The organism is Nocardiopsis halophila DSM 44494 (assembly GCF_000341245.1).
GTDB lineage: Bacteria > Actinomycetota > Actinomycetes > Streptosporangiales > Streptosporangiaceae > Nocardiopsis_A > Nocardiopsis_A halophila.
Map to the genome: position 1 here is coordinate 1 of NZ_ANAD01000181.1, position 16,485 is coordinate 16,485.

Here is a 16,485-nt window from a genome sequence, read left to right on the forward strand (position 1 = left end):
CCTCGGCGCCCTCCCCGGCCAGCTCCTCCAGGCGGTCGTTGACGTCCGGCTCCAGCCACGGCTGGCTCGGCGGGCCACTGCGGCTCTGGTAGACGACCTCGTAGGGGTGGCCGCCGCCGACCTGTTCGGCCACCAGGCGGGCCACCTCCTCCAGCTGGGCGACGTAGGCCCCGCCTGGGCCGTACCCCTGCCCGGGCTCACCGCTGGCCTCGGCCATGGCGGTGGGGATGGAGTGCGCCGAGAACAGCAGGCGCGCCCCCGCGCGCTTGTCCTGCGGCAGCCGGTCCAGCGCCTGGCGGGTGTGCTCGGCCAGCGGCTCGATGAAGCCGGGGTGGTCGAAGAACGGGCGGATCAGCTCGATCTCCGGGGCCTCCGGCCCGACGGCCTCGCGCGCGGCGGCGATGTCGTTCAGGTAGGCGCGGTGGCTGGAGTAGCTGCTGTAGGCGGAGGTGGCCATCGCGACGACGCGGCGCACGCCGTCCTCGGCCATCTGCCGCACGGTGTCGGTGAGCATCGGGGTCCAGAACCGGTTGCCCCAGTACACCGGCAGGTCCACGCCGTTGGCCGAGAAGTCCGCGCGGATCTCGGCCAGCAGGTCGCGGCACTGCCGATTGATGGGGCTGACCCCGTTGAAGAGGTAGTAGTGCTCGCCGACCTCGGCGAGCCGCTCCCGGGGGATGCCGCGGCCGCGGGTGACGTTCTCCAGGAACGGGATCACCTCGTCCTCGGCCTCTGGTCCTCCGAAGGAGACGAGAAGGAACGCGTCGTAGGGCCTCATGCGTTCCATGAAACCAGCACTTCGGCGGGGTTGCGGCCACCCCCCGCGTAACGGGTGTCACCCCCGCCGGTACCCTCGCGGACCATGACGAACGTGATGTGGCGCACATGGTCCGGTACGCACCGGGCGCACCCGCGCACCACCGCCACCCCCAACGGGCCCGCCGACGTCGCCGGAGCGGTCCGCTCCGCCGCCGACCGGGGGCTGCCGGTGCGGATGGGGGGCGCGGGGCACTCCTTCACCGACGCCGCCGTCACCGACGGGCTGATGCTCTCCCCCGCCGCGCTGAACCGGCTGCGCTCGGTCGACCTGGAGGCGGGCACCGCCGAGGCCGAGGCCGGGCTGGTGCTCAGCGACCTCAACGAAGCACTGGCCCGCCGCGGGGCGGCCCTGGCCAACATGGGCGACATCGCGGTGCAGACCCTGGCCGGGGCGATCCAGACCGGCACGCACGGCACCGGGCGCTCCACCGGCGGCCTGGCCTCCCAGGTGGTCGGCATGGAGCTGGTGCGCGCCGACGGGGAGGTCGTGCGGTGCTCGGCCGGGGACGACCCCGACCTGTTCGGCGCCGCGCGGGTGGGGCTGGGGGCCTTCGGCGTGGTCACCGCGATGACCATGGCGGTGCGCCCGACCTTCCTGCTGAACGCGCGCGAGGAGCCGATGCGCCTGGAGGAGGTGCTGGAGCGGCTGCCGGAGCTGCGCGCGCAGAACGAGCACTTCGAGTTCTTCTGGTTCCCCCACACCGGAATGGCCAGCACCAAGCGCAACAACCCCGCCGAGGGGCCGGCGCGGCCGCTGGCGCCCTTCAAGGCGTGGCTGGACGACGAGTTCCTGTCCAACACCCTGTTCGAGCGCATCAACCGGGCGGGGCGGGCGCTGCCGGCGGCGATCCCCGCGATCAACCAGGTCAGCGCGCGGGCACTGTCGGCACGGGAGTACACCGACGCCTCCTACAAGGTGTTCGCCTCGCCGCGGCGGGTGAAGTTCGTGGAGATGGAGTACGCGGTCCCGGCCGAGGAGCTGCCGGGGGTGCTGCGGGAGCTGCGGTCGCTGGTGGACCGGGGCGGGCACCGGATCAGCTTCCCGGTGGAGGTGCGGTTCGCGCCGGCCGACGACGTGTGGCTGTCGACGGCCTACGGGCGCGACACCGCGTACGTGGCGGTGCACGTGTACCGGGGGTCGCCCTACCAGCGCTTCTTCTCCGAGGCCGAGGCGGTGTTCACGGCGGCGGAGGGGCGCCCGCACTGGGGCAAGCTGCACACCAGGGACCGCTCCTACCTGGAGCGCGTGTACCCGAGGTTCGGCGATGCGATGGAGGTCCGCGAACGGATGGACCCCGAGCGGCGGTTCGCCAACGCCTACACCGAGCGCGTCTTCGGGCCCTGACCCCGGTCCCGTTCCGGGGCCGGTACGCGTCGGGACCGGGCGGCCGTGCCGCCCGGTCCCGGTGTCCGGCGCGGGCCCCGTCCGGCACAGGGCCGGGGACGGGCGCCGGGTGAGCGCTCAGGGGGTACTCGGGGAACGCTCAGGAGGTGGAGTCGGAGCCGTCCGGCGCCTGCTCCTGGGAGCCGGTACCGCCGTACCCGCTTCCGGAGNCTCCCGGAGCCGCCGCCGGACCCCCCGGTGCCGGAACCGCCGTCCTCGGAGCCGCCGCCGGACCCGGACTCTCCCCCGCCGGTCTCATCGTCGCCGGTGCCGGTGTCGCCGTCGCTCCCGTCGGTCCCGTCCTCGGTACCGGCCCCGTCGTCGGTCCCGGTCCCGTCATCGGTGCCCTGGGTCTCCTCGGTGCCGGGCGAGGGCTGCACCCCGTCGGTGTCCTCCTGCCCGCCGGTCCCCTCCTGCCCCTCGGTCCCCGGCGTCGGTGTCGACCGCACGCCGTCGTCGGGCTCGTGGTTCTGGGAGACCCCGCCGAGCAGCGACGGCGAGGAGTTCTCGCTCCTGCCGTGCACCGTGTCGGTCAGGCTCCGCCCGGTCAGCAGCTCGAACACCAGGATCACCAGCATGACCCCGACGAACACCACCGCGGCGGGGATGACCGCCATCCGGTACCGCTGCCACCAGGTGCGCTCGTCGTCCCCGTCCGGGACGTCGGCACCGTCGGCTCCGTCGGCACCGTGCGTCCCGTCCGCACCGTCCGCGTGGTCGGCTCCGCCGAGCGTCGGCAGGGCGCGGGTCGTCTCCGCGTCACCGTCCGTGCCGAACGCGTGGGTCGGCGCGTCCGCGGCGCCCGTCGGGCCATGGCCGGATCCGGCCGCGCCGCCGGGGTCGTCCTGGGCCGCCGCCCGGGTCGCGCCCTGGGCGCGCGCACCGTGCAGCGTCATCCCCGCGCGGGCCGCGGCCTCCTTGGCCTTGTCCCCGCTGCGCTCCAGCCAGTGCTGGGTGACGGCGGTCCCGGCGGTGCTGATCACGCTCATCACCGCGGCGCCGAAGATGGTCCCGTACACCCCCAGGTACGAGGCCGCGGTGGCGGCCGTCAGCGTGGCCACACCGCCCGCGACCACCTGGGGCATGCTCAGATTGACCCGCTTGCGGTCCTCGGCGCCGTCCCCGGCGCCGCCGTCGCCGCCCTCGCCGTCCGTTCGGGCGCGGGCGATGTGGCGCTTCTCGTCTTCAGGCTCGGCCATCCTCCCCCCTCTATACGCCGCCTCGTGCGGCGCTCCCCCGTCGGATTCCTCGGCCAGGGCCGGTCCGGGCGCCGCCCCCGCGGCGCCCAGTTCCGGCCCATACCGGGACAACTTACGCGAACCCGGCCTAAGGTCCTGTTAAGGCGCGGCATTGAATAGATCACCCTGAGGTCACGGGCCGCGTGTCGTGTTGGCACCGGCGCGCCGCGCCGGAACAGGGCGTCCGCGCGGGTCATGGTCGGCTCCGGCCCCGCGGGTTAGCATCACCCGCAGGAGGACGCCGACCGAGGGGCCGGAGCGCGATCGCCGCCCGCCCCCTCCCACATGCCAAGATGGGCACCGGGCTCGCCCGGGCACCGGTGACCGGGGCACGGAGGCCCACGGTTCGGACATGCCGGGCGGGGTACTGGCCGAACACCCGGATGCCGAACAGACTGGGAACGCGGGGGATGGCCGAGGACCCACCCTCGACGGGAAGCGCGAAAGGGAGGGCGATGCAGGAGCTTCGCCTGGTGGCCGTGAGCGAGGACGGCACCTACCTGGTGCTGGCGAGCGCCGGTCGCGGTACCCGTTTCACGCTGCCCGTCGACGACCGTCTCCGCGCCGCCGTCCGCGGCCAGTTCTCCCGGCTCGGCCAGTACGAGATCGAAGTGGAGAATCCGTTGCGCCCCAAGGAAATCCAGGCCCGGATCCGCTCTGGAGAGACGGCGGAGGCGATCGCCGAGCTCGCCGGCATCCCCATCGAGCGCATCCGCTGGTTCGAGGGCCCGGTCCTGCAGGAGCGGGAGTTCATGGCGCAGCAGGCGCAACGGGCCTCCGTGCGCGGTCCGGGCGATACCGTGCCCGGCCCCGCACTGGGCGACCTGGTCTCCGAGCGGGTGGGGCCGCACCAGCTGGAGACCGGCGAGGCGGTCTGGGACGCCTGGAAGCGCGAGGACGGCAACTGGAACGTCAAGCTCGCCTTCCTGCTCAACGGCGCGGAGCGCCTGGCGCACTGGGTGTTCGAGCCGCGGCGGCGCACGGTCGCCCCCGTCGACGACGAGGCGGCGCGCTTCTCCGACCCGGCCGCGGGCGGCGTGTCCGGCGACGGCGGCGCGACGGTCACCCCGTTCGTGCCGCGGCGCCAGCAGGCGCCCACCGAGCCCGCGCGCTCCGACGGCCTGGCCGGACCCGGGGCCGAGGAGCACGCCCCGCAGCGTTCCGCCCCGGCCGACGCCCCGCCGGCGGCCGACCCGCCCGCGCCCGCCGCACCGGCGGCCGAGCGGGGGGAACCGGCGCACGCCGCCCCCCACGAGCCGCCCGCCTTCCCCGAGCGGCCCGCCGCCCGCGCCCGCACGGCGCCGGAGGAGCGCGCCCTCACCGAGACCGAGCGGGCCTTCAGCCGCACCGGCCGCGCCGCACCGGAGCAGGAGCGCCCGGCGCCCGAGGCCGACCCGGCCCCGGCGGCCACCGGCCGGGCGGTGCCGGAGGAGGAGGCCGAACCCGAACGGGCCGAGCCGAGCGGGCCGGTGGACGATGTGATCCCCTCCGAATCGGCCCGCAGGCGCGCGCCGGCCGCGGAGGCGCCCCCGCGCGAGCGGGAGGAGCGCCGCCAGCGGCCGTCGATGGGCCCGGCCGTTCCGGGATCGGGAGCGCGCAGACCCGCCGAGCGGCCCCAGGAGCCGCGCGGACGCACCCCGGTGACGGCGCACGCCGCCGACACCGACGACCAGCAGGGGCACACGTCCGACGGCCCGATGTCGGCGGCCGCCGCCGCAGGGGGCACCGGCCAGCCCGCACGCAAGAAGGGCCGGGGCCGCCGCGCTTCCGTCCCGTCGTGGGACGAGATCATGTTCGGCTCCAAGAAGTCCGAATAGGACGAACCAGGGCGGACAGGCCGGTCAGCGCGCCGCCCCGCCCGACTCCGTCGACGACGAACGCGGCCCCTCCCGCTGAGGCGGGAGGGGCCGCGCTTCTGTGCTGAACGGGGTCCCGCATCTCTCACCAAGCCTTCATCGAGGGGGCTTGGAAAGACTCAGGGCGAAGACCGGACACCCCACCGAGAGCGGCACCCCGCCGGGCCGGGCAGACGAACGCGGCCTCTCCTCCGCCAAGACCGGAGGCGCCGCGCACCTGTTCTGCAGAGGCGCCCCTTCCCTCTCACCCGGCCTCCATGGAAGGCGCCTGAAAGGCGCCCTTGGTCGACCGGCCGGATGAACACGGAAACGCTGGGGCAGAGGGCGGCCCACGGCCGTCCGGGGTCGTGTCCGCTGGAGCGGTGGAACTTTCGGCCGCGTCCCTGTGAGCGGTGCGGCCGCTGCACCTCGATCGGCGACCCCGCCCCCGGTGCGCCCCCTCCTTGGCGTTGATCTCGGGAGAGTCGGGGTAATACTCGCCGGTATTACCCCGACTCTCCCGAGATCAACGGGGGTGGCGATGCGGGCGGCCGGGGCCCGGAGAGTTCCACCACGCCAGCGGACACGACCCCGTCCGGGCCGCGGGTGAGGACGGCCGTGGGCTCCGCCCGTCGCCTGGAACCGAACACGACGCTTCAGGCCTCGACGCCGAGCGCCCCCGGCCCGGGGCGGGGTGGGGCGTCTCCGGGCCCCGCGTCCTATTCGGCGGGGTCTTCCTCCGGCGGCGGCTCTTCGAGGAACGGGCGGACCATCTCGGGGGTGACCCCGGCGGCGAAGGACACCGACTCGGCGAAGTCCGCGTCCACGGCCGTGTACCCGCCCGCGCCCGCGCCCACCGCGGCGGTCAGGTGGGCCAGCCCCGCGCGGCGCTGGAAAAGGCTCTGCTTCCAGTACCACCCCACGACCGCCTCGCGGCGCACCACCGCCTGCTTCCTGGCCAGCGACCCCGAGCGCACGCTGATCCGGTCCCCGTCGCTGCCGTGCCCCAGCGACCGGTAGCGGTCCACCGCCAGCGGAACCCCGAGCAGCGCCAGGAGCAGCAGTGGCACCATCGCCCAGTACCAGCCCGCGGCCGCGGCGACGGCCGCGGCCAGCGCCGGCGGCACCACCGCCCGGATGAACCGCCGCCGCAGCGCGGCGCGCGGGTGGCGCAGCAGGCCGCCCTCGTACCCGCCCAGCGTGCGGTCCACGATCTGCGCCACCTGGTCGCGCGGCCCCGCCGGGAGCAGCACCGCGCGCGTGGAGGCGTCCCCCAGACCGGTCATGATGGCGCGCAGGCGCACCACCGAGCGCGTCCGCTCCAAGGGGCTGTCGGCGAGTTCATGGCCCCGGATCCGGCGCCGCTCCAGGGTGACGCTCTGGCGGGTGAACAGGCCCCGCTCGGTGACCAGGGACTCCTCCCCGCCGACCAGCCGGAACCTCCAGTGGCCCACCGCGTAGGCGACGACCGCGAACACCGGCATCATCAGGACGATGACCAGCAGCAGGCCCAGGGCCACCCCCGCCACCACGAGGACTCCGCCCTCGGCCGAGACCCACCGGTACAGCACCAGCGCGCGCTCGCCGGCCTCCAGGGCGCCCATGCGCTCCAGGAGGTCCCCCAGCCCCTGCGAGACCAGGCCCAGGACCGCGGCCAGCGCCACGAACGGGGTCAGCAGGTAGCCCACGCTGAGCATCCCGTAGGAGTACCAGCGTGTCGGCATGCTGAAGTAGACGTGCTCGGCGGCCGCCGCCGGCTCCGGGGCGCCGGGCCCGGGGGCGTCGGGCGCCCCCTCGGCGGCGGGGGCTGCGCCCTCGGCCCGCTCCTCGGCGCCGGTCCGCTCACCGGCCCGCAGAACGGCCCGGCGGTGCAGCAGGTCGTCGCGGAGGCGGCGGGCCGCGTCGGCCGACACCGCGTCCAGCTTGCCCTCCTCGTCGCCGCCCCCGCCGGCGGCCGCCTCCACCTTGACCACCGCCAGCCCGAGCACCCGGTGCACCAGGCTCGTGGTGACGTGCACCCCGCGGATGCGCTCCAGGGGGATGGTGCGGCGCGAGCGCCCGATCCACCCCCTGCGGATCTCCAGCCGGTCGGCGCCCACCTGGTACCGGAAGGTGAGCCAGGTGTAGACGCCGGTGGCGACCATGCCGACCAGCGCGGCGAAGAGGCTGCCGAGCACCCAGGGGTTCTGCGTCGCGCCGAAGGCGATGAGCACCAGCGGCACGATGAAGTTCTTCATGTAGGTAAGCGGGGCGGCGACCAGCATCAGCGGGCTCAGGCGCTGCCACGGCTCGTCCGGGGAGAGCTCCTCCCCGGCCGACGGGGCGTCGCCGTCTTGCTCCCCGTCGCCCGCGGCGCCCGTCCCGTCCGGCGCCTCCTGCCCGGACGGGGCGCCGTCGGCCCGCGCCTGGGCGGGAACGTCGGCCTGGGCACCGGCTCGGGCGCCGGCCGGGGCCTGTCCTTCGGCCCACCCGTCGGCCCGACCGTCCGGGCGCTGGGGAACATCCCCGTTCCCCCTACCGTTCTCCGTGCCGTCCTGCGCGCTCATGTGGCGTCGTCCTGCAGGTCGCCGGCGCGCACCGCCAGGTCCTCGGAGATCTCCCGCGCCCGGTCGACGTCGAGCCCCTCGATCGTGGAGGACCCGGCGTGCGAGGCCGTCTGCACCTCCAGGGTCGCCACCCGGAACATGCGCTCCGTCCAGCCCTGGGTGTGGTCGACCGTCTGGATCCTGCTGATCGGCACCAGCTGCCACTCCCTGCCGATCCAGCCCTTGCGGGTGTAGATGACGTCCTCGGTGACCTCCCACCGGTGCACCCGGTAGCGGAACCGCGGAACGACCGCCGTCTCGACCACCCCGAACACCGCGAACACCACCGGCGCCCACCAGGCGTTGTCGCCGACCCACCCCGGGATCCACGACCAGCCGACGGTCATCGCCCCCCATGCGGCGAATCCGAGGACGGCGACGATGACCACGTTCCCCACCGCGGATTGGAGGGTCCACATCGGTACGGCACGGGGGGAGACGCGGTGCTGGGGCGGTCGAAGGCGGGAGCTCATCACCCGACGAGTCTACGGGCGGGCCCGCACGCCCCAGAAGCCGCAACGACGGGCAAAGGATCGACCACGCCCGAAATGGGGGGCGGGCCGACGGCGTTGTCCCTGGCATCGCCCTCTCCGCCGCCCCACGGGTGTCAGTCGTGATCTCAGTGCTTTGTCAGCCCCCACCACCAGACTTGGACCCGATACATCCGATTTGGAGGCACAGATGACAGACGCCATCCGCGCGGAGGGCCTCGTGAAGCGGTTCAAGGGGACCACCGCGCTCGACGGGGTCGACCTCGTCGCGCGTGCGGGGGCCGTGCTGGGCGTCCTCGGCCCCAACGGGTCGGGCAAGACCACGACCGTCCGGATCCTCGCGACCCTGCTCGCCCCCGACGGCGGACACGCCACGGTGGGCGGCCACGACGTGGTCCGCGAACCGCACGAGGTCCGGCGCACCATCGGGCTCACCGGCCAGTACGCCGCCGTCGACCAGGACCTGACGGGCTCGCAGAACCTCGTGCTGATCGCCCGGCTGCTGGGGTACTCCCGCGCGGGGGCGCGGGCCCGGGCCGCGGAGCTGCTGGCCCGCTTCTCCCTGAGCGAGGCCGCCGACCGCCCCGCCAAGACCTACTCCGGGGGCATGCGCCGCCGGCTGGACCTGGCGGCGAGCCTGGTCGGCCGGCCGTCCCTGCTGTACCTGGACGAGCCCACCACCGGGCTGGACCCGCACAGCCGCAACGAGCTGTGGGAGGTGGTGCGCGGGCTGGTCGACGACGGGGTGACGGTGCTGCTGACCACCCAGTACCTGGAGGAGGCCGACCAGCTCGCCGACGACATCGCGGTGCTCGACCACGGAAAGGTCATCAGCCGCGGCACCCCCGACGAGCTCAAGGCCCGGGCCGGGGCCCAGGTGCTGCAGGTGCAGCCGGTCCACGGCGCGGAGCTGGAGCGGGCCGGCGGCATCGTGGAGCAGGTCACCGGCAGCGAGGTGCGCACCGCCGAGCGGACCGCCAGCGCCTCGGTGACCGACCCGGCGGTGATGCCGGAGGTGGTGCGGCGCCTGGACGACGCGGGCATCGCCGTGGCCGAGCTGAACCTGCGCAAGCCCAGCCTGGACGAGGTGTTCCTGGCCCTGACCGGGCACCCGGCCGATGACGCCCCCGGCGGCGCGGACGGCGCCGCCCCTGCCGAGAGGACGAACGCATGAGCGCCGCGACGACCGCGGAGCCGGCGGCGCCCGCCGCCGGAGCGCCCCCCGCACCCCGGGTCACCCCCGCGGTGGCGGTACGGCACGGGGCGCTGCTGGCCTGGCGCAGCCTGCTCAAGATCAAGCGCAACCCCGAGGAGGTCCTCGGGCTGACGTTCATGCCGCTGATGTTCGTGGCCCTGTTCGTGTTCGTCTTCGGGCAGGCCATGATGGGCGACTGGCAGGCCTACCGGGACTTCATCATCCCGGGCATCACCGCCCAGTCGGTCATCTTCGCCACGGTCGGCACGGGCGTGGCGCTCAACACCGACATCGAGAAGGGCATCTTCGACCGGTTCCGGTCCCTGCCCATCGCGCGCTCGGCGCCGCTGGTCGGTGCCATCCTGGGCGACCTGGTGCGGTACGGCCTGACGGTGATCGCGGTGCTGGTCGTGGCCGTGCTCATCGGCTACCGCCCGGAGGGCGGGGTGCCGGGCGTGGTCGCTGCGGGCGCGGTGGTGCTGCTGTTCGCCTTCGCCCTGTGCTGGCTGTCGGCGTTCATGGGACTGCTGATGCGCACCCCCATGGCGGTCAACATCTTCGGCTCGATCTGGATGTTCCCGCTGACCTTCGGCGCCTCGACCTTCGTCGACCCCGACGACATGCCCTCGTGGATGGGGGCCTTCGCTGAGGTCAACCCGGTCACCCACGTGACCGACACGATGCGCGGCCTGATGGAGGGCGGCCCGGTGGCCGAACCGCTGATGTGGACGCTGGTGTGGGTGGCGGTCATCATCGGGATCTTCTTCCCGCTGGCCACCCGCGCCTACAGGCGCCGCGCCTGAGACACGGGCGGGTACGGCCTTTCGCTCCAGGGCGAGCGGAAGGCCGTACCCGTGTCCGCACCTGTGTCCGCACCTCTGTCCGCGACCGCCCGGCCGAGGCACGGCAAAGAACGAACGACGAGCCCCGCTCCCCCGACCCGATCCCCGCATCGTGCGGCAGGCGCGGGACCGAGCCTCGGGAAAAGCCGCGTGGACGAGTGCTCCCGGCCGTCGATCCCGTACCCGGGCAGGGGTCCATCCGGCGGGCCCCGTACCGGGGCGCCCGCCGGCACCGCCCTACCGGTACCGGCTCCCTCCGACCTCAGGAGGGCGGTCCGGCCTCCGGTGCGTCCTGCCTCCAGGCCTCGACGTGGCGGGCGACCAGCGCGACGGCGTCCTCGGGGGCGGACTGCGCCCCGCGGGCGTAGGCCTCCTCGTACCCGTCCCGGCCCAGCTCCTTGGCCAGGTCACGGGCCAGCCGGGCCAGCGCCCCGTCGGTGGTGAACGGCAGCCCGCGCAGCGCCTCCGCCGCTCCCAGGACGGTGGCGGCGTCCTCGGCCCGCCCGCCTTCCTCCCCCAGGATCAGCGCGGCGGCCTCCGCGACCGCCGCCGCCTGCTGCCCCTGCAGCCACGTGTGGACCAGCTCCCAGGCCTCGGCGGCCGTCCGGCGGGCCTCACGGGCCTGCCCCGACGCCAGGAAGGCCCGCGCCAGCATCGTCCTCCACACCGGCTCCAGGTGCAGGCGGGCCACCGACTTGGCCTGGTCGGCACCGAAGAGCACCTCCCACATCAGGTCCCGCGCCGCCTCGGGCCGCCCTTCCCGCAGCTCGACGTCGGCCCGGTAGAACACGAGCGACTGCCGGGTGTCCGGGGTCGCCGCCGCAGCCCCGGCGTCCGCCAGCCCGGCACGCGCCCGCTCGGTGCGCCCCATGCGCGCGTCGATCACGGCCCGGTGCCCCAGCAGCGCCGCCAGCTGGTCGGACAGCCCCAGCTCCCGGGTGATGCGCACCGCTTCGTCCAGCAGCCCCATCGCCCGCTCGCCGTCCTCCAGCGACTCCAGCTCGGCCAGCAGGAACAGCACGTGGGTGAGCACCCACCGGTCGGCGCCGTCGCTCAGCCCGGCCAGGATCGCCCGCATCCGGTCGCGCCCCTCGCGCGCACGCGCGGGGAAGGACTGCATGACCAGGGTGGCCGCGAACGCCTCGATGTTCATGCGCCGCCACGGGTCGGCGCGCTCGGCCGCCGCGTCCAGCCGGGCCACCGTCCCCTCCGGGTCGCGCCCCAGCATGGCCAGGAACACCGGGACGAACACCAGCGACACGTGGTCCTCGCAGCGCTCGCCCGCCGCGTGCACGATCTCCTCGACGCGCTCCAGCTCGGCGCGGACCCCCTCCACGACCTCCGCGGCCTCGTCCATCCCGGTGGACCGCCGCCCCAGGTCCTTCTCCAGGGCGCGGGCGAAGCGGCACTCGGCGTAGGCCAGCTCGTACCCCGGCGGGGGCTCCTCCCCGACCAGCGCCAGCGTCTCCTCGGCCCAGCGCGCCAGGTCCGACCAGGCGTCCACGCGCATCGCGTACAGGAACGCGGTGGTCACCAGCTCCAGCGCCGCACGGGCGTCTCCGGCGGCCAGGGTGCGGCGCACCGCGGCCGCGTAGTTCTCGTGCTCCTCGCGCAGCCGCGCCAGCCACCGGAGCTGGTCGGGGCCGCGCAGCGGCTCCTCGGCGGTGCGCCACAGCCACCTCATGCGGCGCGCGTGCGCGGCGCGGATCCGTTCCCGCTCGCCGCTCTCGGCCAGCCGCTGGGCCCCGTAGGCGCGCACCGTCTCCAGCATCCGGTAGCGGGGCTGGCCCTGCCCGTCGGCGTCCCCGCCGTCCACCTCCACCAGCGACTTGTCGACCAGGGCGAACAGCACCGACCACACGTCGCGCCCGCCGACCGTCCCGCAGCCGACGCCGCCGGCGGGCGCGCCGTCCGGGCCGCCGTCCGGGCCGCCACCCGGGTCGGCGCCCGGGTCGGCGCCGCCCTCCGGCCCCGCATCGAGCGCGGCGTCGGCGCACACCGCCTCCACCGCGTCCAGCGCGGCGCCGCCGACGAAGACCGACAGCCGGCGCAGCAGCGCCTGCTCGGGCCCGTCCAGCAGCTCCCAGCTCCAGTCCACCACCGCCTGCAGCGTCTGGTGGCGCGGGCGCACCTGGCGCGGGCCCGAGGCCAGCAGCCGGAACCGGTCGGTGAGCCGCTCGGCCAGCTGCGGCAGCGGCATGGCCCGCACCCGGGCCGCCGCCAGCTCCAGGGCCAGCGGCATCCCGTCCAGCTCCCGGCAGATCCGCACCACCGGCTCGGCCGTGGCCTCGTCCACCGCGAAGGCGGGCCGCCAGGCCCGCACCCGGTCGACGAACAGCCGCACCGATGCGTACCCCGCCGCCTCGGCGGGCCCGGCCCCCTCCGGCGGCAGCGCCAGCGGCGGCACCGCCTGCAGCCGCNCCCAGCGGCTCCCGGCTGGTGGCCAGCACCCGCACCCCCGGGCAGGCGGCCAGCAGCCGCTCCACCGCGTCGGCGACGTCGCCCACCAGGTGCTCGCAGTTGTCGGCGACCAGCAGCAGCCGCCGCCCGGACAGCACCTCGGCGGCCCGCCCCAGCGGATCGTCCACCACCCCGCCCACCTGCAGCGGGGTCACCGCGCGCTCACGCACCCCCAGGGCCTCCAGCAGCGCCTCGGGCACCGCGGCGCCGTCCCGCAGCGGGGCCAGGTCCAGGAACCACACCCCGTCGGGCACCAGTCCGGGGCGGTCGGCGGCCAGCCGCTCGGCGGCCTCCACCGCCAGCCGGGTCTTGCCCGACCCGCCCGGTCCGACCAGGGTGAGCAGGCGCTCCCCGGACAGCAGCGCCAGGGCGGCCCGCAGCTCCTCGTCCCGGGCCACGAAGGCGGTCAGGGACGTGGGCAGCCGCACCGTCGGCCCCACCGCGGGCGGCGGCTCCGCCAGCTCCGGCGCCGCACCGGCCGGCCCGCGGGCGTCCTGCCCGCCGCGGGCGGAGGGCGCGGGCGCATCGGGGGCGCCCCCCTCCAGCTCTCCGCGCAGCAGGCGCAGGTGCAGCCCGGCGATCCGCTCGGAGGGGTCGATGCCCAGCTCCTCGGCGAGCCCGGTGCGCAGCCGGTCGTAGGCGGCCAGCGCGTCGACGGTGCGCCCGGAGGCGGCCAGCGCCCGCATCAGCAGCTCCACCGGGTGCTCGCGCAGCGGCTCGCGGGCGGCCAGCGCCTCGATCTCGGGCAGTGCGGCCGCGTGGTCCCCGGCCTCCACCCGCGCCCCCAGGTGCTCGGCCTGCACCGCGCGCAGCTGCTCGGCCAGGCGGACCGCCTCGCCCTCGCCTCCGGCCTCGGCGAACTCCGGCAGCGGGTCGCCCCGCCACAGCTCCAGGGCCCGGCCCAGCAGCTCGGCGGCGGCCCCGGCCTCGCCCTGGGCGCGGGCGCGCCGCCCCTGGCGCACCAGCTCCTCGAACCGCCACAGGTCGACCTGGCCGGGGTCGACCTCCAGGCGGTAGCCGGAGGCGTCGCTGACCACCGGCGCCTGGTCGCCCAGCACCTTGCGCAGCCGGGACACCAGCGCCTGCAGGGCGTTGGCGGCGCCGGTGGGGGCGTCCGAGCCCCAGATGGCGTCGATCAGGCGCTCGGTGCCCACCGTGCGCCCCGGGGCCAGCAGCAGCATGGCCAGCAGGCGGCGCAGGCGGGTGCCGCCCACCGCGACGGGCCGGCCCGCACCGTCGCGGACCGCCAGTGGACCGAGTATGGAGAACCGCACCGTCATATGATCCCCGATGTGGGCCCCGCTCCCTCCACGGATCGCCCGGCCGCCCCGGCCGGGCCCGGCCACGTCCGGGAGACCGGCGGCCGGACACTCCGGCCGTCCAGGGTCCGCGCCCCTCCGCACGGCAGTAAGGTGCGGTGGGGACAAGCAGCACGGCGCGCGGCGCGCGCGGCATTCCGGCAGACCCCTCTCAGGCCCGACGACCGTTTCGCAGGAGCCCCATGATCTCGGCAGCACGTCACCGTTCCACCGGCCCCGGCCGCGCGGTCCGCTCACGTGCCCCCGGCAGGCGCAGAGCCGTGCTGGCCGCCGGGGCGGCGGCCGCCCTGGCCGCGGCGGGCGGCTGCACCGGGTTCACGCCCGGGAACGGCGAGCTGACCGACGACATCAACGTCACCAGCACACTGCTGATGGAGGGCAAGCCGCTGCCGGAGGCCTTCACCTGCCACGGCGACGGCGAGGGCGGCTCGCCGCCGCTGCAGTGGTCGGGCCAGCCCGGGGACGCCGCGTCCTTCGCGATCGTCGCCGACGACCCCGGTGCCGCGGAGGTGTTCTGGCTCCTGTACGACCTGGACCCGGCCACCGTGGAGATCCGGCAGGACAGCGTCCCCCAGCCGGCGCACCCCGGGGAGAACAGCTTCGGGGACACCGGCTACACCCCGCCCTGCTCCGAGGAGGACGACCCGCACGAGTACCGGTTCACCGTCTACGCCCTGGACCAGAAGCTGGACCTGCCGCAGGGCGCCCCGCTCAGCCAGGCCCTGGAGCAGATCTCGGCGCACGCGGTGGCGCGGGGGTCGCTGGAGACCTCGGCGGAGTAGCGGCGGCGGGCACGGCCGCCCGGTCGGTGCCGCACCGCTCCGATGAGCGGCCGCACCCCGCGGACGCGAAAAAATCGGCGGTCACCCGCTGCACCCGCGGCACAACTGGGCATAAAGTGGGGCCGTGTCCCCCCTCCATTTACTGATGACCGAAAACGGATTCGACGGTGCGAGGCGCCTGCGCGGCCAGAGCGCGCGCACGGTGCCCCGTCACGGGGGCCACCAGTCCACGCACGTCACCCCCGCCGGTGGCACCTCCGTCCCCGACAAGGCCACGGCCCCAAGGGTGGTGCAAGCATGACCGTACTGATCGCAACGATCGTCGCGATCATCGTCGTCCTCCTCGTCCTCGTGCTGATCCTGCTGGGGATGCGGGCCCTCAACCACGGGCGGGACGACGGTTTCGACGACTTCGACGACGGCTACGACGAGCGCGCCGAGGACGGGCGGGACGACGAGCGCCCGGCGCGCCGCGGCCGCTCCCGCCGCTCCCGCGCCTCGGCGGACTGGGACGACGACTCCGACATCTCCGGCAGCTCCTTCTGGTCGGACACCGAGGAGCCCGCCGACGACGCCGACGACGGGCCCGCCCCGCGCGGCCGCTCCCGCGCCGGGCGCCGCGAAGCCCGCCGCGACACCCGCGCCGAGTCCACCGACGCCATGGCCGCGCTCGACCAGGAGGACGGCGCAGACGAGGCGGACGAGGCGGACGACGGGCCCGCTCCGCGCGGCCGTTCGAGGTCCGGGCGCCGCAAGGGCCGCCGCGACACCCGCGCGGAGGCCACCGGCCCCATGGGCTCGGTCGACGACGAGGACGCCCCGGAGGCGTCCGGCCCCTCCCCGGCCGGGCCGCCCGAGCCGGAGGCCGAGGAGGCCCCGCGCCGCTCCCGCGGGCGCCGTGCCCGCCGCGGCGAGCGCGACGCCGACGCCCCTGCAACGGCGGCGCCGACGGCAGGCGCCGACGACGGCCTCGCCAAGCTCGCCAGCCTCGGCCAGGGCGGCGCCCCGGCCCCGTCCGCACCGGCGCCCGCCTCCGCGTCCGCGCCTGCGACCGAAACCCCCGCACCGCCCGACCCCCTCGGCCCGGCCGCGGCGCCGGACCCCCTCGCCGGCACCGCGACCGGCCGGCGGAACGACCCGAGCGACCCGCTGGGCCCGCCGGCCTCCGCTCCCTCCCCCGCTCCCGGCTCTCCCGGCGCGGCCCCGGGACCGGCGGGGAACGACCCGCTGAGCGGACCCGCGCCGTCCCCCTCCCCTGCCGGGGGAACGTACGGCTCCCCCTTCTCCTCCGCCGCCGCTTCCGCCTCCGACGACCCCCTGGGCGGGCCGTCCCCGTACGGCTCCGCCGCCCGCACGACCCCGGGCGGCTCCCCCCTCGGGTCCGCGTCCTCCTACGACACCGGCTCGTACGACACCGGCTCCTACGGCGCCGGATCGTTCACCACCGGGTCGCACTCCCGCACGACCGGTTCGCACGCGCGGCCCGCCGCCGGCTCCCCCTTCGACACCGGGGCCTACAGCCGCGCCGCGGCCCC

The 16,485-nt window shown here is 75.8% G+C and carries 9 protein-coding genes and 2 pseudogenes; 6 read left to right on the forward strand and 5 right to left on the reverse strand.

Annotated features, from left to right (window positions below; genetic code table 11):
- Window positions 1-778: ferrochelatase (locus tag D450_RS0120805; protein WP_017540583.1), on the reverse strand; the 778-nt coding region annotated here is incomplete at its 3' end.
- Between the two features lie 96 nt (window positions 779-874).
- On the opposite strand from D450_RS0120805, the gene D450_RS0120810 reads away from it, so the two are divergent.
- Together D450_RS0120810 and sepH are read left to right on the forward strand one after the other, a co-directional pair.
- Entirely contained in the window at window positions 875-2,164 is a 1,290-nt protein-coding gene (locus D450_RS0120810) for a D-arabinono-1,4-lactone oxidase (RefSeq protein ID WP_017540584.1), read from the forward strand.
- A gap of 1,732 nt (window positions 2,165-3,896) precedes the next feature.
- The gene (sepH, locus tag D450_RS0120820) at window positions 3,897-5,258 is read left to right on the forward strand and encodes a septation protein SepH (RefSeq protein WP_017540585.1); all 1,362 of its coding nucleotides are present in this window, start codon (window positions 3,897-3,899) and stop codon (window positions 5,256-5,258) included.
- Between the two features lie 737 nt (window positions 5,259-5,995).
- Here sepH and D450_RS0120825 read toward each other — a convergent pair.
- Complete coding sequence (locus D450_RS0120825) at window positions 5,996-7,822, reverse strand: PH domain-containing protein (protein ID WP_017540586.1); 1,827 nt, start codon at window positions 7,820-7,822, stop codon at window positions 5,996-5,998.
- Window positions 7,819-8,259, reverse strand: a complete 441-nt coding sequence (locus D450_RS0120830) for a PH domain-containing protein (RefSeq protein WP_017540587.1) — start codon at window positions 8,257-8,259, stop codon at window positions 7,819-7,821. Before D450_RS0120830 ends, D450_RS0120825 begins: the two co-directional genes overlap by 4 nt.
- Before the next feature lie 283 nt (window positions 8,260-8,542).
- Between D450_RS0120830 and D450_RS0120835 the strand changes: the two genes are divergently transcribed.
- Entirely contained in the window at window positions 8,543-9,526 is a 984-nt protein-coding gene (locus tag D450_RS0120835) for a daunorubicin resistance protein DrrA family ABC transporter ATP-binding protein (RefSeq protein WP_017540588.1), read from the forward strand.
- Complete coding sequence (locus D450_RS0120840; RefSeq protein ID WP_017540589.1) at window positions 9,523-10,350, forward strand: ABC transporter permease; 828 nt, start codon at window positions 9,523-9,525, stop codon at window positions 10,348-10,350. Before D450_RS0120835 ends, D450_RS0120840 begins: the two co-directional genes overlap by 4 nt.
- 301 nt (window positions 10,351-10,651) lie before the next feature.
- Here the strand turns inward: D450_RS0120840 and D450_RS35260 are convergent, their stop codons facing one another.
- Window positions 10,652-12,796, reverse strand: a complete 2,145-nt coding sequence (locus tag D450_RS35260) for an ATP-binding protein (protein WP_017540590.1) — start codon at window positions 12,794-12,796, stop codon at window positions 10,652-10,654.
- A gap of 127 nt (window positions 12,797-12,923) precedes the next feature.
- Window positions 12,924-14,129 (reverse strand): annotated as a pseudogene (locus D450_RS35470) (BTAD domain-containing putative transcriptional regulator); the annotation flags it as partial.
- A 299-nt stretch (window positions 14,130-14,428) separates the two neighbouring features.
- On the opposite strand from D450_RS35470, the gene D450_RS0120850 reads away from it, so the two are divergent.
- A complete protein-coding gene (locus tag D450_RS0120850) occupies window positions 14,429-14,950 on the forward strand; it encodes a YbhB/YbcL family Raf kinase inhibitor-like protein (protein WP_017540591.1) in 522 nt (173 codons plus the stop codon).
- A 297-nt stretch (window positions 14,951-15,247) separates the two neighbouring features.
- A pseudogene (locus tag D450_RS30795) lies at window positions 15,248-16,485 on the forward strand (hypothetical protein); the annotation flags it as partial.